Source organism: Paracrocinitomix mangrovi (assembly GCF_019740355.2).
Lineage (GTDB): Bacteria > Bacteroidota > Bacteroidia > Flavobacteriales_D > Crocinitomicaceae > Paracrocinitomix > Paracrocinitomix mangrovi.
In genome coordinates, this window is the sequence record NZ_CP091819.1 from 3336918 (window position 1) to 3360209 (window position 23292).

Sequence of the window (23292 nt, forward strand, 5' to 3'; positions counted from 1 at the left end):
TGCTCTTTAATCTGAATAAAAGCATGGCTTACAAAAAAGAACAAAAACCAAAAAGTAGTTTTAATAAAATTACGATCAGTTTGGCTTCGCCAGAGATGATTCTAGAAAAATCACATGGTGAGGTTTTAAAGCCTGAAACAATTAACTACCGTACATACAAGCCTGAACGAGACGGATTATTCTGTGAAAGAATTTTCGGACCTGTTAAGGATTACGAATGTCACTGTGGTAAATATAAACGAATCAGATATAAAGGAATCGTTTGTGACAGATGTGGAGTTGAAGTTACTGAGAAAAAGGTAAGAAGAGAAAGAATGGGGCACATCTCATTGGTAGTTCCTGTTGCTCATATCTGGTATTTCCGTTCATTGCCAAACAAAATTGGTTATTTGTTAGGATTGCCTACTAAAAAATTGGATCAAATTATCTATTACGAAAGATATGTTGTGATTCAAAAAGGTGTGGCTGAAAGAGTTGATGGAGAACCATTGGAATACATGGATTTCTTAACTGAAGAAGAATACTTGGATATTTTGGATGAATTGCCAAAAGAAAACCAATATTTAGAAGATACAGATCCTAATAAATTTATTGCAAAAATGGGTGCTGAGGCATTACATGATTTATTGCAAAGATTGGATTTGGATGCATTGTCGTTTGAATTAAGACACAAGGCAAACACTGAGACTTCTCAACAAAGAAAGAAAGAGGCATTGAAGAGATTGCAAGTTGTTGAATCTTTAAGAGAAGCACAAACAAGAGTAGAGAATCGTCCTGAATGGATGATTGTTAAAGTTGTTCCGGTTATTCCACCTGAATTAAGACCATTAGTTCCGTTGGATGGAGGTAGATTTGCTACTTCTGACTTGAATGACTTATATAGAAGAGTTATTATCAGAAACAACCGTCTGAAGAGACTATTGGAGATTAAAGCTCCTGAGGTTATCTTGAGAAACGAGAAACGTATGTTGCAAGAATCGGTTGATTCATTGTTCGACAACTCAAGAAAATCTTCTGCGGTAAAAACTGAATCTAACAGACCTTTAAAATCACTTTCTGATTCATTAAAAGGTAAACAAGGACGTTTCCGTCAAAACTTGTTAGGTAAAAGGGTTGACTATTCAGCACGTTCTGTAATTGTTGTAGGACCGAACTTGAAATTACACGAGTGTGGTCTTCCTAAAAACATGGCAGCTGAGTTATTCAAACCGTTTATCATCAGAAAATTGATTGAAAGAGGGGTTGTTAAAACAGTAAAATCTGCTAAGAAAATTGTAGACAAAAAAGAGCCAATAGTTTGGGACATCTTGGAAAACGTTCTTAAAGGACATCCGGTGCTTCTAAACAGAGCCCCAACTCTTCACAGATTGGGTATTCAGGCTTTCCAACCTAAATTGATTGAAGGTAAAGCGATTAGATTGCACCCATTAGTGTGTACGGCATTTAACGCCGACTTTGACGGTGACCAGATGGCAGTTCACTTACCATTGAGTAATGCTGCAATTTTGGAAGCTCAAATGTTGATGTTGTCTTCTCACAATATCCGTAACTCTGCGAATGGTGCTCCTATTGCGGTACCTTCTCAGGATATGGTATTGGGACTTTACTATATCACTAAGTTGAAAAAATCTACTAAAGAAGAAGTTGTAAATGGTGAAGGAATGACTTTCTATTCTCCAGAAGAGGTAATTATTGCCAACAACGAAGGTAGATTACATATCCATGCTGGTATTAAAGTTAGAACTAACGATATTGATGAAGATGGAAATCCGGTAGTTAGAATTATCGAAACTACATGTGGTAGAGTTTTATTCAACGAATTAGTTCCTAATGAAGTAGGATATATTGATGAAGTATTGACTAAGAAAGCGTTGAGAGATATTATCTCACGTGTATTAGCCATTTGTGGTACAGCTAGAACAGCTCAATTCTTGGATGATATCAAGGATATGGGTTACCATATGGCCTTTAAAGGAGGATTATCATTCAACTTGGATGATGTTATTATTCCACCAGAAAAAGACGAAATGGTTGAGCGTGCTAACAAAGAAGTTGATGAAGTGATGATGAACTATAACATGGGTCTTATCACTAACAACGAGCGTTATAACCAAATCATTGATATTTGGACGCATACTAACACTCGTTTGACTTCTAAATTGATGGAGCGTATTTCTACAGATAACCAAGGATTCAACTCAATTTATATGATGATGGATTCTGGAGCCCGTGGATCGAAAGAGCAAATTCGTCAGTTATCAGGAATGAGGGGATTGATGGCGAAACCACAAAAATCTGGTGCTTCTTCTCAAGATATTATCGAGAACCCGATTTTATCAAACTTTAAAGAAGGATTAACTGTATTGGAGTACTTTATTTCAACTCACGGTGCACGTAAAGGTTTGGCGGATACGGCCCTAAAAACGGCGGATGCTGGTTACTTAACAAGAAGATTGGTTGACGTTGCTCAAGACGTTGTTATCAATACAGATGACTGTGGTACTTTAAGAGGTATTACTGTAACTGCATTGAAAAAGAATGACGATATCGTTGAGTCACTTTATGACAGAATTCTTGGACGTGTTGCTGTAGATGATATCAAGGTTCCTGGAACTGATGATATTATTGTAGAAGCAGGAATTGAAATCAGTGAGAAATTAGCTAAGAAAATTGAAGACGCGGAAATCGAAGAAGTTGAAGTACGTTCAGTATTAACTTGTGAGATGAAGCGTGGGGTTTGTTCTAAGTGTTATGGTAGAAACCTTTCTTCTTCTGAAATGGCAGTTGAAGGTGATACTGTAGGTGTAATTGCTGCTCAGTCTATTGGTGAGCCGGGTACACAGTTAACACTACGTACATTCCACGTTGGGGGTACTGCATCAAACATTGCTGATGAACAAGATATCAAAGCTAAATTTGATGGTTTATTAGAAATTGATGAGTTAAGAACTATCCCAACTACTGATAAAGATGGAAACAAAGCGCAAGTTGTAATTGGTCGTTCAGGTGAAGCTAAGATTACGAATCCTAAAACAGGTATCGTAATGATGACAGCTAACATTCCTTACGGATCATACCTAATTGCAGATAATAACAAAGCCATTAAGAAAGGTGATGTAATCTGTAAATGGGACCCTTACAACGCGGTTATCCTTTCAGAAATTGATGGTAAGGTTCAATTCGAAAATGTTATCGAAGGGGAAACTTATCGTGAAGAAATAGATGAGCAAACAGGATTTACTGAAAAGGTAATTACTGAAAATAGAAATAAGAAGAAGATCCCTACAATTGAAATCGTTGGATCGAGCAAAGAAGGTAAAGCATATAACTTACCTGTAAATGCTCACATCATGGTAAATGAAGGCGATAAAATTAAAGCGGGTCAAATCCTTGTTAAAATTCCTAGAGTTGCTGGTAAATCTGGGGATATCACAGGAGGTCTACCAAGAGTAACTGAGTTATTCGAGGCAAGAAACCCTTCAAACCCTGCAGTTGTTGCAGAGATTGATGGAATCGTGTCTTATGGTAAAATCAAACGTGGTAACAGAGAGATCATCATTGAATCAAGAACTGGTGAAATTAGAAAGTACTTGTGCCCATTGTCTAAACACATTTTGGTACAAGAAAATGACTTTGTTAAAGCAGGTCAAACACTTTCTGATGGAGCTATTACACCAAAAGACATCCTTGATATTAAAGGACCTACAGCAGTACAAGAATATCTTGTAAATGAGGTACAAGAGGTTTACCGTCTACAAGGTGTAAAAATTAACGATAAACACTTTGAGGTAATTGTTCGTCAAATGATGTTGAAAGTTGAGATTAAAGAACCGGGAGATACTAAATTCTTGGAAGGACAAGCTGTTCACAAAGCAGACTTCTTTGAAGAAAACGACGCTCTATTTGGAAAAGTAGTAGTTGTTGATCCGGGAGAATCTGAGTCAATTAAAGCGGGTCAAATTATTTCTGCTCGTAAATTAAGAGATGAGAACTCAACATTGAAGCGTAAAGACAAACAACTGATTGAAGCTAGAGACGCAGTTCCTGCTACATCAGAGCCAATGCTTCAAGGTATTACTAAAGCATCATTGCAAACACGTTCATTTATTTCTGCTGCTTCTTTCCAGGAGACAACAAAAGTATTGAACGAAGCTGCCTTGAACGGAAAAGAAGATTTCTTATTAGGATTGAAAGAAAACGTAATCGTTGGTCACAAGATTCCTGCAGGAACTGGTTTCAGAAAATTCCAGAAACTGGTTGTAGGGTCTCAAGAAGAATACGAAGAGTTAACTGCCAAGTAAGAATAATTCATAAATTTATAAGCGCTCTTGATAATGTCAAGGGCGCTTTTTTTATTTCATAAATTGCGAAATTTTCAATAAATTGAATCAGATATGAGTGACGAACAAAATAAGAATCCCAATCAAATTAATATCGAATTACCTGAAGATCAAGCTGAAGGTACCTATTCAAATTTGACAATTGTAACACATTCTCCTAGTGAGTTTATATTAGATTTCATCCAATTGATGCCCGGCGTGCCAAAAGGGAAGGTAAAATCAAGAATAATTCTTACTCCTGATAATGCTAAAAAATTGATGAAAGCTTTGACAGAGAATGTACATAAATATGAGTCAACTCATGGACCAATTAAAGAATTAGGAAACATGGGGCAACCAATACCACTGAATTTTGGAGGTCCCAATACAGAAGCTTAATAACCCCTAAATCATAGAGAAATGAAAATGAAAAGATCACTACTTTTTATGGCTTTCTTAGCAGTTGCCTTCACATTTACTTCTTGTAAAAAGTGTAAAAACGAAGATCCGATTTCAAGAATTGTAAATAATGGTACAGAGTCTACCAGTGTACAAATTCAAACTTCGGGTGGAAATACCGTTAACATCAACAACATCTTACCCGGTGAAACTTCAGAAGATAAAACTTTTGCTCCGGGAGTAGTAGATTTCACAATTTCTATTGGAAACAATAACCCTGTCGTTCTTTCAGTGACTATGGAACAATGTTGGGAGTATGAAATCGTTATTGACGCCAACAATGAAGTGTCATCTGTACCTACAGATAGAAATGAATAAATGATATGAAGACAATTAAAAAATTGTCAATAGGATTACTTAAAGTGCTGGGAGTTTTCCTGGCACTTTATTTTATTGTAGCCCTGGTTGCACCTGCTTCTTTTAAGGTGGAGCGCACAAGAGCTATGAACAATGAAGTAAAAGCCATTTACACCAGTATTGCTTCTTTTGAAAACTGGAACAGATGGTCTCCATGGGTGGCTAAGGATTCTAGCTTAACTAATGCCATTGAAGGCGAAGATGGAACTGTTGGAGCTAAACAAACATGGAAGGGTGACCCTCAATTATCAGGAGAAGGTAGTATGACTTTTACTGAATTCCATGAAAATCAACAAGTACTTTATGATTTAGTGTTTTCAGACATGGAAGATATGATCATCAAAGGGGACATATCTATCAAGTCAAACGGGCAAATAAATGAAGTAACATGGAGCAATAAGGGTGATATCCCCTTTTTAATGCGTCCAATCGCTTTGTTCTTTAATATGGAGGAAAAGATGGCGCCGGATATTGAACAGGGCCTTGCTAATATAGATTCAGTTGCCAGAGTGATTGATGTTGAAATGAATGCTCCTTATGTAATCTCTGAGGTAGAATTTCCAACTTCTTATTACTATGGGATAAGCTACAAAATTGACATTGATGAGATCAACGCTAGTTTGTATGAAGAAGCATACGCACGTTTAGGAATGTTCTGTGGGACCAATCAAATTAAAGTAACTGGTATGCCCGGATGTATTACTTTAAACTGGGATGAAGAAAAAGGGACATGTGAGATAATGCCTGTTTTTCAGGTAAAAAGTAATTTGACTGCTGCAGAAAATGGGATAACTCCTTTTACCATTCAATCATCAGAAGCCGTTGTTATGGAATTTTACGGTGACTACAATGAAATTGGTGATGGTTATCATTGGTTGGATGCATATATCAATGCCACACATTACAATTGTCCTGTAAGTATTGAGGTTTACGAAACCGATCCTGCATCAGTTGAAAATTCATCTGATATATTAACGAAGGTTTACTACATCAAAGATTAGTTTATTCAAAACCCGAATCTACTGGTTCCCATAACTCAATTTTATTTCCTTCAGGATCTAAAATGTGCAAGAATTTACCATAAGGATATTCAGCTATTTCATCACAAATTGTGACACCTGCTAAATGCAATTCTTTTTCCAATTCAATCAAATTTTCAACGCGATAATTAATCATGAATGTTGCTTTGGAAGGTTCCATATAGGTGGTATCATCTGGAAAAGTACTCCATTGTAAATAATTAATTTCATCAGGATTATCAATATTTCGAGATTCGAAAGTAGAACCATATTCATTAGTTACTAATCCTAAGTTATTGCTGTACCAATCTTTCATTTTTTTTGGATCCTTGCACTTAAAAAAGATCCCTCCAACACCTGTTACTTTTTTACTCATAATTGTAGTTTGATTTAAAGTTAATGAAAAGTTGTACCGCAAAATAATTAGGAACTAAATAGATGCTTTCTGTATCTTTGTCCGGCACAATGAAAAAACTCAGCTTAATATTTCTATTGCTAAGCACCATCTCTTTTGGACAAGATTCTCTTAGGATCATGTTTCACAATTTGCTGAATTTTCCAAGTACAAATGCATCAAGAACTTCATATTATAGAACGGTTTTACAGTATGCCAAGCCTGATGTTTATGTTGTTAATGAATTGGATAATGAAACCGGAGCAGATTTAATATTGAATCAATCTTTGAATGTGTTTGGAACTTCTCATTATCAAAGAGCTCAGTTTATTGATGGTGTAGATACAGACAATTGCCTGTATTATAATTCAGACAAATTGGGATTGGTTGATCAAATGCAGTTGGCTACTTCTTTGAGAGATATATCTGTGTACCAAATGTATTATAAGGCTCCCAATTTAACAGCTGTAACAGATACAATTTACATGTGGTTCTTTTCATGTCATTTAAAAGCCGGAGTAAATGATTATCAGCAAAGAAATCAGGAAGCATTAACGCTAAAATATTACTTGAATTCAATTGCAGATCATGTAGAAAATGTATTTGTTGGAGGTGATTTCAATTTCTATTCAGGTTATGAATCCGGATGTCAATCTATGCTAAACAGTGGTGATGTTCCCTTAATTGATCCTGTAAACGCAATAGGTAACTGGTCTGGTGATTATAATTTTGCCGATTGGCATACTCAGAGTACTAGAAATAGTTCAATTGGTGGAGGGACAGGTGGTGGACTGGATGATAGATTTGATTTGATTTTTGTATCAGAAGATGTTATGAACAATCAAAACGGAATTAATTATTTATCCAATACGTATAAGCCTTTAGGACAAGATGGAAATCACTTTAATGATGCTGTTAACGCCGGCAGCAACAGTTCTGTACCGGATAGTGTTGCCAATGCACTTTACAATGGTTCTGATCATTTACCGATAATGATGGATATAGTTTTTGATGAGACAGCAACTATTCCGGTTCAGTCAAATGATTATTTGCAAGCCTATTATAGTAATATTGAAAACACCATAAATTTCACTACATCTCTTAATCAATTTGATTTTGAATTATATGATTTGAGTGGTAGAAAAGTAATGAATGTCAATGCAGATGGTACGGCTGTTCAGGTTCCAAATCATCTTAAAGGTATGTTTGTTTGGAGGGTAAAATCAGACAAAGGAATCCTAAGCGACCGAATATTTATTCGATAGCGAAACATGTTTGTTAAGATTAAAATCTTATTCTACACTTTCCCAAAACCTATCCGGAACTTCCAGATCAGCTTCTTCAGCGTAATCAATAAAATCGTCGAGATTCTCAGCAACTTCACTTACCACATAAGTGTTTTCATGATTGTCTTCTTCGTAGAAGTAAAATACACCATTATAAAAGAAATATCCTTGCTGATAAAACTGATTAGATTTACCTACTTTGAAGTGAGGATGGTCTCCATAGTAGATTGCTTTTTTAGATGACATTATTAAATAATTGCAATAATTAAGTTATAAAGTTTCACACCAACCACGCGGCACTCAATTAAATATACAATATTAATTTATATTTTTAGCCTAAGTGATACTTTTTCAAGATTCTACAAAAGATTGAGACTTTTTTTTAACGATCTTTGTGGCGCCTTTCAAATTTGCAAATGTTAAAGAAAACCTCATTCGAGAAAAAAGTAATAGGTATGCTGGTCCTCGTGGTGCTAGCGGTTTCTTGCATTTCAGCTTTAGTATATTTCAATTTACGTCAAATCATCAATGAAATTACTGAAGAGGCTCGCCAGGATGAGAATCTGATTATCATGAAAGAAATGGTTTATGATTTATCAGATGCGGAAAATGGTGTTAAGTCTTATAGCTTAACCAAAGATCCTGCTTACCTGGAAGAGTTTGAAGAGAACTCAGTTGCTGTTGACCAAAAAATTCAAAAACTTCGTGAATTATCTAAAGGAAATGAAGAAAGTCTTGCACTTGTTGATTCTTTAGATGTTTTAACTAAGAATAAGTTTGTTATTCTTGAAGACTTGCTGATTTTACAAGAGCAATATGGGGTAGATCGCGTATTGGATCAGGTGATTCAAAACCTTGAAAAGACCGGTAATAATAAAACTTCCAATCAAACCATTAATGAAAATGTAGCTACCAGCAATAATTCAGGCAGTGAAAATACTACAGATAGCAATGCAGAAAAGGTTGAAGAAAAGACGGCAGAGCAAAAGGAAGAAGACAAAAAAGGTTTCTTTAAAAGATTAAAAGATAAATGGGAGAGTAGGAAAGATGAGGAGTCATCAACTGAAGTTACTACAAATGATACTGAAGTGAATACTGAAGAATCTGCAGAATCTAGTAGCGAAACACAAGTTGAGAATACTACTAATCAAAACCAAACATCCAACAATAATCAAATTAATCTTGAAGAAAGAGTAAGTAGAATTCGTGAACGTGAATTGGCTAATGAGAGAGAGATTAAAATTGAAGAGTTGAAGCTTATTCAGGAAGACAAGGAGATCATGGATCAAATTAAAGGCATATTTGATCGCATGGAGGCCAAGGAAAATGCTAAGTTAAATGAGCAAATTGCTAAAGCCGAAGATGAGAGCAGTTTTACCAAAAATATAGTTCTAGCATTTTGTCTCTTGGTAATAGGAATGCTAATATTTGCTGCTTACACCATCTATTCTTATGTGAAGAGAAACAATGCGTACAAAAAAGCATTAAAGGCAGCAAAAGATGAAACGGAACAAAGAAATAAGGAGGTAATTGACAGTATTCATTACGCACAACGTATTCAAACAGCTATTTTGCCTGACAAACAAAAGTTTGATAGCTGTATTCCGGATTCATTTGTTTTATACAAACCTAAAGACATTGTAGCAGGAGATTTTTATTGGATGGTTGATTTGAATGATACCATTTTATTAGCAGTGGCAGATTGTACCGGTCATGGTGTTCCGGGCGCAATGGTTTCTGTAGTTTGTCATAATTCACTCAATAGAAGCGTAAGAGAGTTTGGATTAACCGAACCAGCAAAAATCTTAGAAAAGACGAGGGAGTTGGTTATTGAAACTTTGGATGAAGGAAATCTAAAAGTGTCTGATGGAATGGATATCTGTCTGTGTTCAATAAACAAGAAGACAAATATGGTGCAGTATGCAGGCGCCAACAATTCATTGTATTTGCTGAAAAATGAAGGGATTCATGAAATAAAAGCAGACAAGCAGCCTGTTGGTAGACATATCACAACTAAGCCATTCACTAATCATGAAATCAAACTGTCTAAAGGTGATCATTTATACATGTTCACAGACGGTATGGCAGATCAATTTGGAGGTCCAAAAGGGAAGAAGTTTAAGTATAAACAATTCAAAGATCTCTTGGTTGCAAGTTCTAAAAACAGTGTGGAGTCTCAAAGACAGCAAATTAATACTGCCTTTGAAAGCTGGAGAGGAAATCTTGAACAAATTGATGATGTTTGTGTTGTAGGTGTAAGGGTTTAGTCTACAAGAAATCATCTATTTTCTCGTGTTCAAATTTAAACCCTACTTCTGTTAATTTTTCCGGAATCACATTTCTACTTTTCAATAGTAATTCAGTTTCAGTGCCAATAATCTTTGCACCTAGTTCTAATAACCACTTGGGTTGCGGAATTCCTAATGGAACCTTGAGATGTTTCCTTAATTGTTGCATTAAATAATAGTTTCTTACCGGATTTGGTGCTGTTACATTTATAGGACCAACTATTTCTGGATGATTGATAATAAATTCAATTGCTTTGCAGAAGTCATTTATTTCTATCCAGCTAAAGTATTGTTGTCCATTTCCCTGTTTACCACCCATTAAACATCTCGTTATTGTTTTAAGTTTAGGAAAAGCTCCTCCATTATTTCCTAAAACAATGGAAGTTCTTATGGCTACTCTTCTTGTGTGATCCAATTGACAATTGAAAAATTCATTTTCCCATTGCTTGCAAACATTCATTGAAAAATCATCACCAATAATTCCTTCGTCTTCTGTCATTTGTTGCGATTCAGAATGAACATAGGTGGTGGCACTACTTGCATTAATCCACAATTGTGGAGGCTTGTCTGCCATAGTAATTGATTTACAAATGGCTTTGGTACTGTCAATTCTAGATGCTAAAATAGCTTTCTTGTTTTTCTCTGTGTATCTACAATCAACACTTTTGCCACTTAAGTTGATTATTACATCCGCCCATTCAATTTCAGCCAGCCAATCTCCTGGTTGTTTTCCGTCCCATTTTATGTGGTTCTCTGCTTTGCCTGATCTACTTAATATTTTGACTTCTTTCCCTTTATCAGTGAAATAATTTTCAAGCGCTTGTCCTAAAAAACCGGTTCCTCCGGCAATTAGTATATGTTTAATATTGGTATCCATTTTTCTTCGTCTTCAGCGTATTCTTTAATTAGGTTGTTTCTTTTAGTCAATAGTTGATACAGATATTTTCGCAGTACCAATTGATCTACCAAACAACCAAGTGGTTTAAGTGGAGAGTCAAATTTGAAAACATCAGTCATAATTGTCTGTTCTCCTTTTTGTTCAAAAAGATGTTGATGCTCTAGCTTTGCAAAAGGCCCCTTAATCATTCTGTCTTCAAATGAATGCGGAAATTTCATCTGAGTAATGGCTGAGGTCAAGGTTTGCACAATTCCAAAGTGTTTTCCTTTCCATGTTACATACTCGTTTTCATTAATAAGCCCTGATTTTCTTCCGGAAATTACTTTTTCACCGGTTCTCTCAAATGAGATTAAATGAAGGTCAATACTACGCGCCAAATCAAAAACCCTTTGAATAGGTGCATTTATTTTGGTGGTTAAATGAATGGTACTCATAACTTTTATTTTAAAATGTTTGTTTTGTTTTCATTGAAGGAAATGCCTTATCAATTCTTCTTGCTAATTCGGGCATTTTAATTGTTGGAACCGCAGGAAAAAGATGATGTTCCATGTGATAAAACATATTAAAACTTAACATGTTCTTCCATTTGGTTCGCTGGGTTCTAGCTTGATGAGGTTGATCTTCAGAATGATGATGAACAGACCACACTGCAAAAAATGCAGAGAAAAATTCTGCTAGGAACATGGTTAAAATGTGGTATATAAGAACCTTAATCTGTAAGGCAAAAACCACTGTAATAAATATCGCGATCAAGCTTAATTCAAGGATGACATATTTTTTATATTGATGGTTACCATATTTAAAAGTGAAATAGTGGAGGTTAAATATGTGAATCGGGCCATATAAAATTGCTTGATACCAATTCAATCTTGCACATTTACCTTCATAGTCTTTTTCACCTAGACAGTATTTATGATGTCGTAAGTGATTAAATTTTACGGCGTGCATAGAAGCTAACATTAATACACTGTTGAGTAGTAAATTGATTTCAGTGAGTTTTTTATTAATGCCTAATGAATTGTGAAAGCCGTTATGTACTTGACGCAAAGCCGTTAAGAAGAAAAAAAATGACAAGGGCAATGCCAACCAATACAATTGATAATGTGCAGCAAGGAGAGATCCAACAAACCAGGGAACAGTAATGGAGTTTTCAATAAAAATTTCCTTTTTACTCAAATTAGTGAGATCATGCCAATGGACGGATTTTTTAATTTCAGTTGTTTTCATAGCTTAATTTTTAATTAATTCAAAACTTTCAGAAAAAAATGAAAGTATTCGTGAAAAAAATATTAGTTTATCTCTTGATCATCCATGTCAAAGTCATCAATTAGGTCAGTGTTTTCAGCTTTTACTTGATCAGTTGTAAATACTCTTCCCTTATGCAATAAATACCAGGTTCTAAGTCCTTGAGTAGTAAATACGGCCAAACCTAAGGTGATAACTAATTCATTTCCAAACCCAAAGAATCCCATATCTCCAAGTAATAAATAAGGAATAAGAAAAGTAGCTATCAGAGCCTCAGCAGCTAAAACGCCAAACAGGGCCTGTCTAGTTCGCATATTGGTAAGGATAATTGCTTCAAACGCCAAACAAAGCAATACTGTTGGAATCCAAATGATAGCACCGTAAACCAGTCCAAGGGTTGACATCAGTAAAAAAGTCTCAAATCCGCCTCCTCCTAAGAATCCATCAAAAATTTGAAGAATATCAATGTACAATCCAAAAAACGGAACCGCCATTGGTATAAAGAAAAGTGAAATAAATACTTTTTTAGGTAATATTTTCTCCTGGATACTTGCCATTTTTAGCCCATTATATTGATCATTTTTTTAAAGAAAAAGTTATCCTTTAGTTTTAGCCAGATTTCTGATAATTGATCCAATTGTTTGATAAAGTCATCTAACTCTATCATCAATTTTCTAAAGTGTTCAACATCTGCTTCCTTTCCTTCCAATTCCTCGTTTTGAAGTTTCACTAATAACTCCATTACCGGTTGTAATTCTCTTTTTTTACGTTCTTGAACAATGTTTTGAGCCATCATCATAACGTCTGAATTGGCTGTAAAAAATTCCCTTCTTTCCCCTAATTTGTTTTGTTTAGAAACCAGCTGCCAATTAATCAATTCTCGCAAATTTGTATTTGCATTTCCACGAGAAATTCTGATTTTCTCCATTACATCCTCAGTTGAAAGTGGATCCTTATTTGCCAAAAGTAGTGCATGAATTTGTGCCATTGAGCGCGGAATGCCCCACGAACTGCCAATAGAGCCCCAGCTTTGAACAAATTCCATTTTAGCTTCTTCTAGTTTCATAATCCAAATGTATTAAATATTTCAAAACTTTCAATAAAAAATGAAAATAAATAAAAATTTTGTTTTTGGTCTGCTATTTGCGTAACTTATAGAAACAGATTAACCAGTTTATACCATGAAGAGACTATTAGTTATGGCTAGTTTGCTATTAGCAAGCTTGCCGCTTGTCGCACAGAACATCATTTATTCTACGGGACAAACGTACACAGATGCATGGACCGGTTGGACAGTTGTATCCAGCAGTCCCAATGTTTCAGCACCCAATATTATGGGTAATAATTCTTGGAACTTCCCCTTATCAGGTAATGGAAGTGCTTATGACTTAACAGTGACAAAATTATTTAGCATAACAGATGCTCCTTTAAACATGTACATGGATATTACCACCCAAAGTTCATTGGTTTCAATGGAATACAGTACGGATGGCGTTAATTACACATTAGTGGCATCAAAATCATGGGGAGCAAATTCAACTCAGACATTGACACTATTGAATTATACGCCTTCACAAGGAGATTTTTACTTGAGAGTAAAGGTGGAAGGTGTAGTTGGAAGTCCTCCAAAAACAATATTAAACAATATGTACATTGAAAGTGTGATTGTGAATGACGTTAACGTCACTCCTGGAGGAGTTCAAAATATTTTAGTTGGAGCTAATGGTAATACATTGACAGCAACTGAATCACCTTCAGCTGCAACTTCAAGAGAATGGAAGTATTCAACGGTTTCCGGTTCGGGTTACGTTTCTTTTGGACCTTCACAAACCGGTTTAACATATACACCAAATTTTGTAGCTGCAGGTACATATTATATTGTTTGTGTAAGTGATTTTGGAGGAGCCATAGTTACTTCAAATGAGGTTACGATCAATGTAACAAATGCGCCAAGTGGAATTGAGGAAAACGAAGTGTCTAATAAAATGATTTTTTATCAAGGAAATCTAAGTGTACTTAATCCTACGGGTCAATATGAAGTTAGTATTTATGATGTAATGGGAAAACTAGTTCATCAGGAGAAAAATTTGCAGGAATTTGACACCTCTGAATTGATGAAAGGAATTTATTTTATTAGCTTGATAAATAAAGTAGGCGAACGAAAAACAATTAAGATTATTGCAGGATAGATTCACATTTAACAATTTGTTTTTATCAACATTCGTTGATTTGTTCATTTGAGTACCTATATTTAGGATGTCTCAAAAAACAATGAAATGAAAAACTTATACGCTCTAGTGGGATCTCTATTGATCTCCGCAACTCTTTTTGCCCAGACTACTGAATATACTACCGGGCAAACTTATGGTGATGGATGGACAGGATGGTCCACTCCTGTAACTTCTAATGTGACAAGTTCTAGTGTAAATGGTATTTACCTTTATACATTTAATGGAAACACAAGTGACAGTTATACAATTGAAATGTATCGTCAATTTGATATCAATTCAAATGACATTGATATTTACTTGAATGCTACATGTGAGAATGCTACGGTATCTATAGAACATAGTACTGATGGAGTTTCTTACACTCAAATTGGTAGTGGAACATGGGGATCTGGGTTTTCTATGTCTTCAGTAATCGTTCCTACTTTTGATCCACAAGTATCCAATTTTTATTTAAAATTGAAAATAGCTGGAACTTTCGGTTCACCCGGACAAGCTGTTTTTAACAACCTTAAAATTGATGCTGTTGTAAATACAGGTGCCAGCATAGGTGCATCATTTGAATTAAACAACAGAATGGTTTTTAGCCAGGATATTTTAAAGGTAATTGATCCAATTGGCGAGTATCAAGTTGAAGTGTTCAATATCAATGGACAAAGAGTTCACTTTGAGAGCAATTTAACCGAGATGAGCACTGCGGATTTTGTTCAGGGAATTTATTTTGCCGCTTTAACAACAAAGGAAGGCAGAAGAAAGACAATCAAAATTGTAAAACAATAAGGCTAAAGAGGAAGTACATCTCCTTTTTTAGCAATGTGATATCCTGAAGATATTACTTTCTTGTATTCAGCACTTTCTTCATTTAACAGAGGGTTGCTGTGATTAATATGAATGAAATATATTTTGTCTTTTTCATTGTCAGAAAGTTGATCAAACAAAGACATGCTTTCTACAACAAATGGATGAGGTATTTCATTCATATTTCTATTGTCAAGTTCATTTTCGTCGTAGAAGGTACCATCAATCAACAGATAATCAACTTTGGCCACCCACTCTACAATATTGTCTTCCCATCTGTCCCATTTGTCAATATCCGGAATAAATAAAGCAGATTTGTTTGGACCGGTGATTTGAAATCCAACAGTTTCAGAATACTCATCTCTGTGTGGAACTTGTATTGGAGTTATAGAGATATTTTCGTTAGCAGCAAATGCTTGTCTGTTGTTGAGTTCAATTAATTTGATATTTTGATAGTTCACCAATTGATCCCAGGGACCATTACTGCTCAGATAATTCACCATTTTTGGCATAGCCATCACTTTGACACCTTGCGCATTGCAGCCCTCTTTTCCTAGCTGCATTAATCCAGTGTAATGTCCAATATGAGCATGTGTTACAAATATTCCGTCAGGAATGTCGTCCTCTCCAAAACCTGCATGTTTATGTAAATCAGATATCTGCTCATTCATGTTAGGACTAGCTTCAATTAGGAATCTCTGTTTTTTATCAGTGTCAACTATCCCTAAACTAACCACCAACCTGCTATTGTCTTTATTGGCTTTTAAAGTAGCGCAGCATTTTTTTTGACAATTAATATGTGGAGAACCGGCATCTTGACAAGTGCCCAGAATAACAATACTGCTAGTTTTAACAGGATTTATTGAGGTTATAGGCTGAGGATTACCTTCAACATTATTTTCAAATGAGTCGGTACTTTCACAGGCAAATAAAAAAAGCCAGGAAAAATACAGGAGTAGCTTTGGTTTAATGTTTTGCACCCTTCAATATACCAAAAAGGTGTAAAATAAAAGGAAAAACAGCATCCATACTCTCTTTCGCTCCATTTGTTGATCCCGGTAAACACATGAGTAGAGAATTGTCTTTGACTCCCACTAAGCTTCTTGACAACATAGCAAAAGGCATTCTTTCTTGACCATATGAACGAATAGCTTCCTCCACACCCGGAATTCGTTTGTCAATCAAATCTTCCAGTGAATCAGGTGTAACATCTCTTACTGATAAGCCAGTTCCTCCAGTATAAATGATGAGGTTAGTTTTTTCATGAACAAATGACTCAAATTTGCTTCTAATATCATCTCTCTCATCTGGAATGATATTGTATGCAATTACATCAATATTATATGACTTCAGTTTTTCTACAATTGCCTTTCCTGCCTTATCCTCTTTTTGTCCTGCAGAAATTGTATCTGAACAAACAATTACAGCTGCTTTTAAATGACTGCTATCAATAAATTTGTCCTTAAAATCAGATTTTCCACCTTTCTTACTAAGCAATTTAATTGAACCAATTTCAACGCCTTTGTCAATAGGTTTAAGCATATCGTACATGTTTAAAGCCACTACGCTTGCACCATGCATTGCTTCAACTTCCACACCTGTTTTATATATTGTTTTTACCGTTACATTGATTGTAATCGATAAGCCTTCAATTTCGTACGTAATTCCTGTAAATTCAATTGGAATTGGATGACAATCGGGAAGTAGGTCCGGTGTTTTTTTTACGCCAAGTAAACCTGCGGCTTTAGACATTTCAAAAACATCTCCCTTAGGAACCTTGTTTTGCTTTATTGCGTCAATTGTATCTTGAGAACTCACCTTTAAAATCGCCTGTGCTACAGCAATTCTTAAAGTATTTGTTTTAGCTGTGATATCTACCATCTTAAGCTAAAATTAGTCATTTCTACAGACTAACTTACAATGATGAGTCATCAATATTGTTTAGCTTATTTTCTAGTTGTATGATGTATTCATCCTTTTCATTTACCCTTTCAAGCAAATTCAAGATAACATCAATTCCTGCAAGGTTTACATCCAGTTCTCTATGTAAACGAACAATCTTTTCTAATCGATCAATATGATCGTCATGGATGTATTCTATTTGTTGAATAATGTCTATTTGAATTAAATCATGATCATTCAAAGCACTGAAAAAGCTAGATTCTAATTCGTAAACAGTACACAAATGTGCTACGGCTATGTATCCTTCCTTTTTCATTTTCTAAGTGCTTTTAATTGTTCAAACAATTCCTTCTCTTTATCGCTTAATTTGGTAGGGAGTTCAATATTATAGGTAATGAATAGGTCTCCAAATTTGCCTTCTTTTTTATAAACAGGAAAACCTTTACCTGCCAGCTTCACTTTAGTGCCATTTGTAGTTTCAGGTTTTATTTTGAGTTTAACTTTTCCATTAAAAGTGCTCACCGTAATTTCTCCTCCTAATAAAGCGGTATACAAATCAAGATTGACCTGAGAATATAAATTTGATTTGTCTCGTTTAAAAGAGGTATTGTTTACAATATTGAACTTGATATAAAGGTCTCCCGAAGGACCGTTGTTCATTCCCGCACCACCTTTGCCTTTGATTTTAATTACTTGACCATTAGTTACTCCTGCAGGAATTGTAAGGCGAATATTTTTGTTGTTTACAGTTAAGGTACGTTTATGTGATTCAAACACATCTGTTAAGTTTAACTGTAATTCAGCATGGTAATCCTGACCTTTAAATTTGACTGAACTTCTGCTTTTTCCTCCACCAAATCCTCCCCCAAACATAGAGCTGAAAAAATCAGAAAAATCCTCTCCTGAATATTGTTCATATCCGGCTTGTTGTTGACCTCCTGAAGATCTTCCGGCCTTCTCAAATTCATCCGCATGTTTCCAGTTTTCGCCGTATTTATCATATTTCTCACGGTTTTCTGGATTGCTCAGAACTTCGTTGGCCTCATTTATTTCTTTGAATTTTTTTTCTGCTTCTTTGTCATTAGGATTGACATCTGGATGATACTTCCTTGCCAATTTTCTGTAGGCCTTTTTTATTTCATCCGGAGTAGCATTTTTTGAAACACCCAGTGTTTTGTAGTAATCAATGTACGCCATTAAGCACTTTGTTCTTTGATTTTAAAATGGATTAACTTTCATATACATATCTGCTATGAAAACTCTTCACAATTTTGTCTTTAGCATTTTTAATTTTTGAAGAAACGTCCTCTACTACAGATTTGGTAATAGATGCAATATCTACATCTTTTAAGCGGTTGATAATTGAAAGTTGGTAAGCAACTCTTTCTTCAAAAGGTAGATTACTAACAACCAATTTGATGTGTTTATTGATTTCTTCTTCAGTTAATTTATCACTTATTTTTTGAATAAGTGCATCCTGATCATTATCTACAAAAACATCTTTCAATTGATATTCATAATCAGGATAAGAAGGATCATTCAATTCTTCTGCCATTATATAATCACCGTCTGCATCCATGTAATAATTTTCTTCCATGCTCTTCCACTCGTCTGAAGTATATTGCTCAATATTCTGAAAGAAGAAATCATCAAATTCTTCATCTACAATCGTATCTTCTAAAATTTGATCTGTTTTTTGGTACAACCAGTTCCCAAATTGTTGGGCAGAAGTAAAATCTGTGATTTTATCATAAGCAGCCAAATAAAGCTCATTTACAAAATCGTCAACTTTATATTTTCTAGCTGGAAGCTTTCCTTTTTTAATGCTTACTCTTAAACGTCTAGCTATGTATTTTCTCAGTTCTGGAGTTGAGTCTGCAATTAGTTTGTTAAACACGGTTTGGTTATCCGAGTTTCTACTGTTTAAAAGCTCATCCCACAAATCGGATAAATTCAAATAGATTAGAGTGTTCGTCATGGTGTACTAATTTTATTCAAAAGTACAGCCATAAAAATGCTTGATGAATGACTTTCATCAATTTTTAAAATGACATTTCCAATGTCACTTCACTATTAACTTATTGATTTACTTTCCATTGGTATGAATCATCCTCAAATAATTCTTTACCAAATATTGGTGCTTTTTCCTTTATTTCTTCTACTATCCATCTACAGGCGTCCATTGCAGGTTTGCGGTGAGCGGATGAAGTAAAAACAAAAAGACAAATTTCGCCTGATTTTACAACTCCTTTACTGTGATAGATATGCATACAGGTAAGGTCAAATTTTTCAAATGCAGCTTCTCTAATCTCGTGAATAGTTTTCAAAGCCATTTCGTCATATGCTGTATATTCAATAGCTTGAACCTCTTTTCCGTCAATTTCATCAGCACGTACTTGACCTAAGAAAATGTCATGGGCACCTATCTGCGTTTTAACTTGATGATGCGCAATAGAAGTTGCTATTTTTTCAGCACTTATTGCTCCTTCTACGAATATGTTTTTGTATTGTGATTCTGACATAATTATAAATTTTATCCTCCGGCAAAGGGCGGTAATAAAGCAACTTCGGTATTTTCAGATAATTCAACCTTATCTACAATCAGTAATTGATTTACTGCAATTTTATAAACTGAATTAATCAATTGAGGATACATAGTTTCCAATAGTTTGGTGAGATCCTCAGTTGTGTTTCCCTCTACCAGATCAATTATCTCTTTTGATTTTCCTGTGATATCAGAAATTTGCGCGAAGTAAACCAGTTTTAATTTCATTTGTTAAAGATACGGATTAGAAAATCACTTATTCAATTATCAAAACATCCACTTCATCTCCTTCCTTTAAACTTGTAGTTGTATCGGGGATAAATGTAAGTGCATTTGAATGTGAAAATGATTTGAGCATAGCAGAACTTTGACCATCCAATATTTCAACTTTACCGTCTTTAATTGTTGACTTCAGTATTTCTGTTCGATCAGATTTTCGGTGATAATCGTGTGCTAAAAACAGCTTTTCTTTTACAAGTGTTTTAAACCCCAAACCACTCAATTTACGAATAGAAGGCAAGATGTAAACATAAAAAGAAGTTAAGGCTGCTGCAGGGTTTCCAGGAAGGGCAAAAATTGGAATATTTCCCTTGGTTCCAAAAAACAATGGCTTTCCGGGTTTTTGATTCACCTTATAAAAGATTTCTTTTACGCCCAATTCTCTTAAGGCTTTACCTACAAAATCATAATCTCCAACAGATATCCCGCCGGATAAAACCAATAAATCAGATGAGGTCAAAGCATCCTCAATGGCTTGCAAAGTTGCTTGATAATCATCTCGAATCTCTTTGTGCGAAATTTGAGAATAACCAAAACGTGCAAAAGCAGCTTCTAACATGATTGAATTGCTTTCGTAAACCTGACCGTATGCTAGATCATTACCCGCTTTTACTAATTCATTACCGGTAGTTAAAATGGTAATTCTAGGGTTTGAAAATACGGGTACTTCAACAATACCTAAAGAACTCAAAAAACCAATTGAAGCAGGATTCAGCTCTGTATTTTTAAGTAAAGCCAGTTCACCTTTTTTTATTTGTCCACCTTGAGGTCGGATGTTAGCATTTAATTTCGGAACAATAAAGTTGATTTCGCTATCATTAACAGTAACATCTTCTTGACGCACTACCATGTTGGCAGTTAGCGGAACAGCAGCACCGGTAAATATACGAACAGCCTCTCCTTTTTGTAATTCAAACTGTTGGCTGCTTCCGGCCTGTATTTCACCAATCAATTTGTAGGATGAATAATTATCATCAAAATTGACAGCATAACCATCCATTGCAGATTGCGGAAATGGAGGCATATCAATAGGTGAAAGCACGTCATCTGCAAGAATTAAGTTAAAAGCCTTTTGTATTGGGATATTAACCTTGTCCGACACTAAAATATTGGCTTCTACTAACCTTATTGCTTCATCAACTGAGATCATGTTACAAATATACCTTTAAATGGACGAAGGAGTTTGGATGAATCAAACAATTTATTTGCACGAATTGCGTAAACTAAATATATTAGACCTTATTAAATCTCTATGAAATCTCAAGTATTTTTAGTTATCTGTTTGACAATTTTTGCAATTTCTTGTAAAAATAAAGGGTGCACAGATCCAGATGCAACAAACTACAATTCTGAAGCAAAAAAGGATGATGGTAGTTGTGAATTTGATACAATTGTCATTGTTCCACCTATTACAGATTCTTCTACTGTGATGGGGTATTCTATCATGTCAAAATTACCGGGTATTTGGAATGGTCCTGTAACTAGCACAACCGCATTAGGGAGTTACCCGGAGTGGATAGTAGATTTTAGACCCATTTCTGCGGCACAAGTTTCAGCAAAAAACGAGTTGGATTCATTGAACGATATTTTCATGAGCTATTTTATCGTGAAACATGATGGTGCATATAAAATTGCCTTTAGAAATGGGGGTGGATTCGCAGGAAGCATCAGAACATCTTATTTGATTGTAGATAGTTTGGATGATAGTGGAACAGATAGTTATTACAGGTTTATAGATCCGGCTGGTGGAAAAACAAGAGCATATGTTGAATTGGTTTTTAAGCAGGATAGCCTCAAAATGAGAACATACACCAATCAATACCAAACACTTTCTGAACCCACTTTACACATGAAATGGGACGCAGATTTAAGAGATGTTTCATCTGCTCAAAATGCCATTAATAGTTTTGGTTACCCTAAAAAAGAACAGGTAAAGGACTTTTCAACTGTTTTTGATGGAGCGGGAGAAGCTGTTTATTATGGAAATGTTGGAGATCCTTACCCTGAAAGTGAACAGCCATATGTAGGTGAATCTACTGTTAATATCAACATTACTAATCCCGCATCACCAAGTGCAACCAAAAAGATATTAATCTTGATTACCACGCAACCACTTTTTAGCGGTGTTACTTTTCAGCCACAAAATCTGGATTATAGATCGCGTTATGTATTTGTTTCAGCAAATAATCCGTCATCTTTTGTTTTTAATTACATGCATCCGGGAAACTATTACGTGAATACTATTTATGACGAAAATGGTGATTTTTCATTCTCTAGTGGTGATTATATGAACAGTAATTTTGATGTTCCGCTAAACTTGAATGCTGAAAGTACTGCAACGGCAAATATTACAATTGACTTTTTGATCCCATAAAATTGCAATGAGATTTCATGTAAATTCGTAACATGAACCTCATCCAAATTTTAAAGAGACCATTTTATTCAGATACAAGTCCAATGTATTGGGTTAAAATGGCCGTGCTCTTTGGGCTGTTTGTTTTTCTTTTTCTTTATTTATTCAGACCGTTTCAAATTGAAGGAGTAGAAGGGGATTTGTTGATGGTGTGCCTTACATTCGGCGGAATTACAACAGGAGCAATGCTTGTTTTGGATTTAATTTTTCTTCCATTGCTGGTAAAAAAAGTTTGTGAAGAAAATTGGAATGTGGGATTATCTATTTTATGGACTGTGATTCACATTGGGGTAATTGCTCTGCTAAACAGTCTTTACTTTTCATATACATTTTTAGATGGATTTGAATGGAGAAATCTGATTTGGTTTTTTGCTACAACAATGATGGTGAGTGTTTTTCCTGTGGGATTTGTTTTTATTCTTCAAGAAAGAAGAGATAACAGCAAGTATCAAAAGGAATCACGGGTGATTATGGATCACATCAAAGAGATACAGTTAGTGCCTAAAGAGCAGATGATTTTGATTAAATCTAAAAATGCCAACGAGGATGTGGAATTGAGTGTTGATCATTTACTTTACTTACAATCGGCAGATAACTATGTAACGGTTTTTTATTTGGATGGGAATGATCAGATTCAGAAGAAAATTATTAGAAATTCCTTGAGTTCAATAGCAATAGACTTGTCTGATCAAGATCAATTGTTCCATTGTCATAGAAGCTATCTTGTCAATCTATCTAAAGTTGATAATGTAAGTGGTAATGCGCAAGGGTTTAGACTGCATATTCAAGGTGCTAGTCAAGAAATTCCGGTTTCTAGAAAATACAATGATTTTGTCAAATCTTATTTTAGTAAAAATTGACA

At 35.0% G+C, this 23292-nt stretch carries 25 protein-coding genes; 10 read left to right on the forward strand and 15 right to left on the reverse strand.

Annotated elements, in window-relative coordinates; translation table 11 throughout:
* The first annotated feature begins 23 nt into the window (after nt 1-23).
* The 4 genes from rpoC to K6119_RS15005 all read left to right on the forward strand — a co-directional run bounded on the left by rpoC (nt 24) and on the right by K6119_RS15005 (nt 6136).
* A complete protein-coding gene (rpoC, locus tag K6119_RS14990) occupies nt 24-4301 on the forward strand; it encodes a DNA-directed RNA polymerase subunit beta' (RefSeq protein ID WP_221832989.1) in 4278 nt (1425 codons plus the stop codon).
* A 93-nt stretch (nt 4302-4394) separates the two neighbouring features.
* On the forward strand, nt 4395-4718 hold the full coding sequence (locus K6119_RS14995) for a DUF3467 domain-containing protein (protein ID WP_221832990.1): 324 nt from the start codon (nt 4395-4397) through the stop codon (nt 4716-4718).
* A 27-nt stretch (nt 4719-4745) separates the two neighbouring features.
* On the forward strand, nt 4746-5096 hold the full coding sequence (locus tag K6119_RS15000; RefSeq protein WP_221832992.1) for a hypothetical protein: 351 nt from the start codon (nt 4746-4748) through the stop codon (nt 5094-5096).
* A gap of 5 nt (nt 5097-5101) precedes the next feature.
* Nucleotides 5102-6136: an SRPBCC family protein gene (locus tag K6119_RS15005; RefSeq protein WP_221832994.1), complete on the forward strand. Its 1035-nt coding sequence runs from the start codon at nt 5102-5104 to the stop codon at nt 6134-6136.
* Between the two features lies 1 nt (nt 6137).
* Here K6119_RS15005 and K6119_RS15010 read toward each other — a convergent pair whose 3' ends face one another.
* Nucleotides 6138-6530, reverse strand: coding sequence for a VOC family protein (locus K6119_RS15010; protein WP_221832995.1), 393 nt, complete (start codon nt 6528-6530; stop codon nt 6138-6140).
* Nucleotides 6531-6619: 89 nt separating this feature from the next.
* Between K6119_RS15010 and K6119_RS15015 the strand changes: the two genes are divergently transcribed.
* Nucleotides 6620-7813, forward strand: a complete 1194-nt coding sequence (locus tag K6119_RS15015; protein ID WP_221832996.1) for a hypothetical protein — start codon at nt 6620-6622, stop codon at nt 7811-7813.
* 27 nt (nt 7814-7840) lie between these two features.
* Here K6119_RS15015 and K6119_RS15020 read toward each other — a convergent pair whose 3' ends face one another.
* Nucleotides 7841-8080 (reverse strand): hypothetical protein, encoded by a 240-nt coding sequence (locus K6119_RS15020; protein WP_221832997.1) that lies wholly within the window; start codon nt 8078-8080, stop codon nt 7841-7843.
* Nucleotides 8081-8250: 170 nt separating this feature from the next.
* Between K6119_RS15020 and K6119_RS15025 the strand changes: the two genes are divergently transcribed.
* On the forward strand, nt 8251-10101 hold the full coding sequence (locus K6119_RS15025) for a SpoIIE family protein phosphatase (RefSeq protein WP_221832998.1): 1851 nt from the start codon (nt 8251-8253) through the stop codon (nt 10099-10101).
* A gap of 1 nt (nt 10102) precedes the next feature.
* Here K6119_RS15025 and K6119_RS15030 read toward each other — a convergent pair whose 3' ends face one another.
* The 5 genes from K6119_RS15030 to K6119_RS15050 form a co-directional block, all read right to left on the reverse strand.
* Complete coding sequence (locus K6119_RS15030) at nt 10103-10999, reverse strand: TIGR01777 family oxidoreductase (RefSeq protein WP_237828034.1); 897 nt, start codon at nt 10997-10999, stop codon at nt 10103-10105.
* Nucleotides 10972-11454, reverse strand: coding sequence for an SRPBCC family protein (locus K6119_RS15035; RefSeq protein ID WP_221832999.1), 483 nt, complete (start codon nt 11452-11454; stop codon nt 10972-10974). The genes K6119_RS15030 and K6119_RS15035 overlap by 28 nt, the downstream gene beginning before the upstream one ends.
* 10 nt (nt 11455-11464) lie before the next feature.
* Complete coding sequence (locus K6119_RS15040; RefSeq protein WP_221833000.1) at nt 11465-12247, reverse strand: fatty acid desaturase family protein; 783 nt, start codon at nt 12245-12247, stop codon at nt 11465-11467.
* A 62-nt stretch (nt 12248-12309) separates the two neighbouring features.
* Nucleotides 12310-12822, reverse strand: a complete 513-nt coding sequence (locus K6119_RS15045) for a hypothetical protein (protein WP_221833001.1) — start codon at nt 12820-12822, stop codon at nt 12310-12312.
* A gap of 2 nt (nt 12823-12824) precedes the next feature.
* Nucleotides 12825-13331 carry a GbsR/MarR family transcriptional regulator gene (locus tag K6119_RS15050; RefSeq protein WP_221833003.1) on the reverse strand — a complete coding sequence of 169 codons (507 nt, stop codon included), beginning with the start codon at nt 13329-13331 and terminating at the stop codon, nt 12825-12827.
* Nucleotides 13332-13446: 115 nt separating this feature from the next.
* On the opposite strand from K6119_RS15050, the gene K6119_RS15055 reads away from it, so the two are divergent.
* Together K6119_RS15055 and K6119_RS15060 are read left to right on the forward strand one after the other, a co-directional pair.
* On the forward strand, nt 13447-14454 hold the full coding sequence (locus tag K6119_RS15055; protein ID WP_221833005.1) for a T9SS type A sorting domain-containing protein: 1008 nt from the start codon (nt 13447-13449) through the stop codon (nt 14452-14454).
* Nucleotides 14455-14541: 87 nt separating this feature from the next.
* Nucleotides 14542-15273: a T9SS type A sorting domain-containing protein gene (locus K6119_RS15060; protein ID WP_221833007.1), complete on the forward strand. Its 732-nt coding sequence runs from the start codon at nt 14542-14544 to the stop codon at nt 15271-15273.
* 2 nt (nt 15274-15275) lie between these two features.
* Here K6119_RS15060 and K6119_RS15065 read toward each other — a convergent pair whose 3' ends face one another.
* The 8 genes from K6119_RS15065 to K6119_RS15100 form a co-directional block, all read right to left on the reverse strand.
* The gene (locus K6119_RS15065; RefSeq protein WP_237828035.1) at nt 15276-16271 is read right to left on the reverse strand and encodes an MBL fold metallo-hydrolase; all 996 of its coding nucleotides are present in this window, start codon (nt 16269-16271) and stop codon (nt 15276-15278) included.
* The gene (gene moaCB / locus K6119_RS15070; RefSeq protein WP_221833008.1) at nt 16258-17172 is read right to left on the reverse strand and encodes a bifunctional molybdenum cofactor biosynthesis protein MoaC/MoaB; all 915 of its coding nucleotides are present in this window, start codon (nt 17170-17172) and stop codon (nt 16258-16260) included. The genes K6119_RS15065 and moaCB overlap by 14 nt, the downstream gene beginning before the upstream one ends.
* Before the next feature lie 34 nt (nt 17173-17206).
* Complete coding sequence (locus tag K6119_RS15075) at nt 17207-17509, reverse strand: chaperone modulator CbpM (RefSeq protein WP_221833009.1); 303 nt, start codon at nt 17507-17509, stop codon at nt 17207-17209.
* Nucleotides 17506-18390 (reverse strand): DnaJ C-terminal domain-containing protein, encoded by an 885-nt coding sequence (locus K6119_RS15080; RefSeq protein WP_221833010.1) that lies wholly within the window; start codon nt 18388-18390, stop codon nt 17506-17508. Before K6119_RS15080 ends, K6119_RS15075 begins: the two co-directional genes overlap by 4 nt.
* A gap of 31 nt (nt 18391-18421) precedes the next feature.
* Nucleotides 18422-19171, reverse strand: coding sequence for a hypothetical protein (locus K6119_RS15085; protein ID WP_221833011.1), 750 nt, complete (start codon nt 19169-19171; stop codon nt 18422-18424).
* A 100-nt stretch (nt 19172-19271) separates the two neighbouring features.
* Nucleotides 19272-19715, reverse strand: a complete 444-nt coding sequence (locus tag K6119_RS15090; protein WP_221833012.1) for a molybdenum cofactor biosynthesis protein MoaE — start codon at nt 19713-19715, stop codon at nt 19272-19274.
* Between the two features lie 11 nt (nt 19716-19726).
* Nucleotides 19727-19966 carry a MoaD/ThiS family protein gene (locus K6119_RS15095; protein ID WP_221833013.1) on the reverse strand — a complete coding sequence of 80 codons (240 nt, stop codon included), beginning with the start codon at nt 19964-19966 and terminating at the stop codon, nt 19727-19729.
* 28 nt (nt 19967-19994) lie between these two features.
* A complete protein-coding gene (locus tag K6119_RS15100; RefSeq protein ID WP_221833014.1) occupies nt 19995-21167 on the reverse strand; it encodes a molybdopterin molybdotransferase MoeA in 1173 nt (390 codons plus the stop codon).
* Nucleotides 21168-21269: 102 nt separating this feature from the next.
* Here K6119_RS15100 and K6119_RS15105 point away from each other — a divergent pair, with 102 nt between their 5' ends.
* Nucleotides 21270-22391 (forward strand): hypothetical protein, encoded by a 1122-nt coding sequence (locus tag K6119_RS15105; protein ID WP_221833015.1) that lies wholly within the window; start codon nt 21270-21272, stop codon nt 22389-22391.
* Nucleotides 22392-22423: 32 nt separating this feature from the next.
* A complete protein-coding gene (locus K6119_RS15110; RefSeq protein ID WP_221833016.1) occupies nt 22424-23290 on the forward strand; it encodes a LytR/AlgR family response regulator transcription factor in 867 nt (288 codons plus the stop codon).
* Nucleotides 23291-23292 lie beyond the last annotated feature (2 nt).

Coding starts and splice junctions, on each gene's coding strand:
- rpoC (WP_221832989.1), top strand. CDS start 24: ATGGCTTACAAAAAAGAACAAAAACCAAAAAGTAGTTTTAATAAAATT.
- K6119_RS14995 (WP_221832990.1), top strand. CDS start 4,395: ATGAGTGACGAACAAAATAAGAATCCCAATCAAATTAATATCGAATTA.
- K6119_RS15000 (WP_221832992.1), top strand. CDS start 4,746: ATGAAAAGATCACTACTTTTTATGGCTTTCTTAGCAGTTGCCTTCACA.
- K6119_RS15005 (WP_221832994.1), top strand. CDS start 5,102: ATGAAGACAATTAAAAAATTGTCAATAGGATTACTTAAAGTGCTGGGA.
- K6119_RS15010 (WP_221832995.1), bottom strand. CDS start 6,530: ATGAGTAAAAAAGTAACAGGTGTTGGAGGGATCTTTTTTAAGTGCAAG.
- K6119_RS15015 (WP_221832996.1), top strand. CDS start 6,620: ATGAAAAAACTCAGCTTAATATTTCTATTGCTAAGCACCATCTCTTTT.
- K6119_RS15020 (WP_221832997.1), bottom strand. CDS start 8,080: ATGTCATCTAAAAAAGCAATCTACTATGGAGACCATCCTCACTTCAAA.
- K6119_RS15025 (WP_221832998.1), top strand. CDS start 8,251: ATGTTAAAGAAAACCTCATTCGAGAAAAAAGTAATAGGTATGCTGGTC.
- K6119_RS15030 (WP_237828034.1), bottom strand. CDS start 10,999: ATGGATACCAATATTAAACATATACTAATTGCCGGAGGAACCGGTTTT.
- K6119_RS15035 (WP_221832999.1), bottom strand. CDS start 11,454: ATGAGTACCATTCATTTAACCACCAAAATAAATGCACCTATTCAAAGG.
- K6119_RS15040 (WP_221833000.1), bottom strand. CDS start 12,247: ATGAAAACAACTGAAATTAAAAAATCCGTCCATTGGCATGATCTCACT.
- K6119_RS15045 (WP_221833001.1), bottom strand. CDS start 12,822: ATGGCAAGTATCCAGGAGAAAATATTACCTAAAAAAGTATTTATTTCA.
- K6119_RS15050 (WP_221833003.1), bottom strand. CDS start 13,331: ATGAAACTAGAAGAAGCTAAAATGGAATTTGTTCAAAGCTGGGGCTCT.
- K6119_RS15055 (WP_221833005.1), top strand. CDS start 13,447: ATGAAGAGACTATTAGTTATGGCTAGTTTGCTATTAGCAAGCTTGCCG.
- K6119_RS15060 (WP_221833007.1), top strand. CDS start 14,542: ATGAAAAACTTATACGCTCTAGTGGGATCTCTATTGATCTCCGCAACT.
- moaCB (WP_221833008.1), bottom strand. CDS start 17,172: ATGGTAGATATCACAGCTAAAACAAATACTTTAAGAATTGCTGTAGCA.
- K6119_RS15075 (WP_221833009.1), bottom strand. CDS start 17,509: ATGAAAAAGGAAGGATACATAGCCGTAGCACATTTGTGTACTGTTTAC.
- K6119_RS15080 (WP_221833010.1), bottom strand. CDS start 18,390: ATGGCGTACATTGATTACTACAAAACACTGGGTGTTTCAAAAAATGCT.
- K6119_RS15085 (WP_221833011.1), bottom strand. CDS start 19,171: ATGACGAACACTCTAATCTATTTGAATTTATCCGATTTGTGGGATGAG.
- K6119_RS15090 (WP_221833012.1), bottom strand. CDS start 19,715: ATGTCAGAATCACAATACAAAAACATATTCGTAGAAGGAGCAATAAGT.
- K6119_RS15095 (WP_221833013.1), bottom strand. CDS start 19,966: ATGAAATTAAAACTGGTTTACTTCGCGCAAATTTCTGATATCACAGGA.
- K6119_RS15100 (WP_221833014.1), bottom strand. CDS start 21,167: ATGATCTCAGTTGATGAAGCAATAAGGTTAGTAGAAGCCAATATTTTA.
- K6119_RS15105 (WP_221833015.1), top strand. CDS start 21,270: ATGAAATCTCAAGTATTTTTAGTTATCTGTTTGACAATTTTTGCAATT.
- K6119_RS15110 (WP_221833016.1), top strand. CDS start 22,424: ATGAACCTCATCCAAATTTTAAAGAGACCATTTTATTCAGATACAAGT.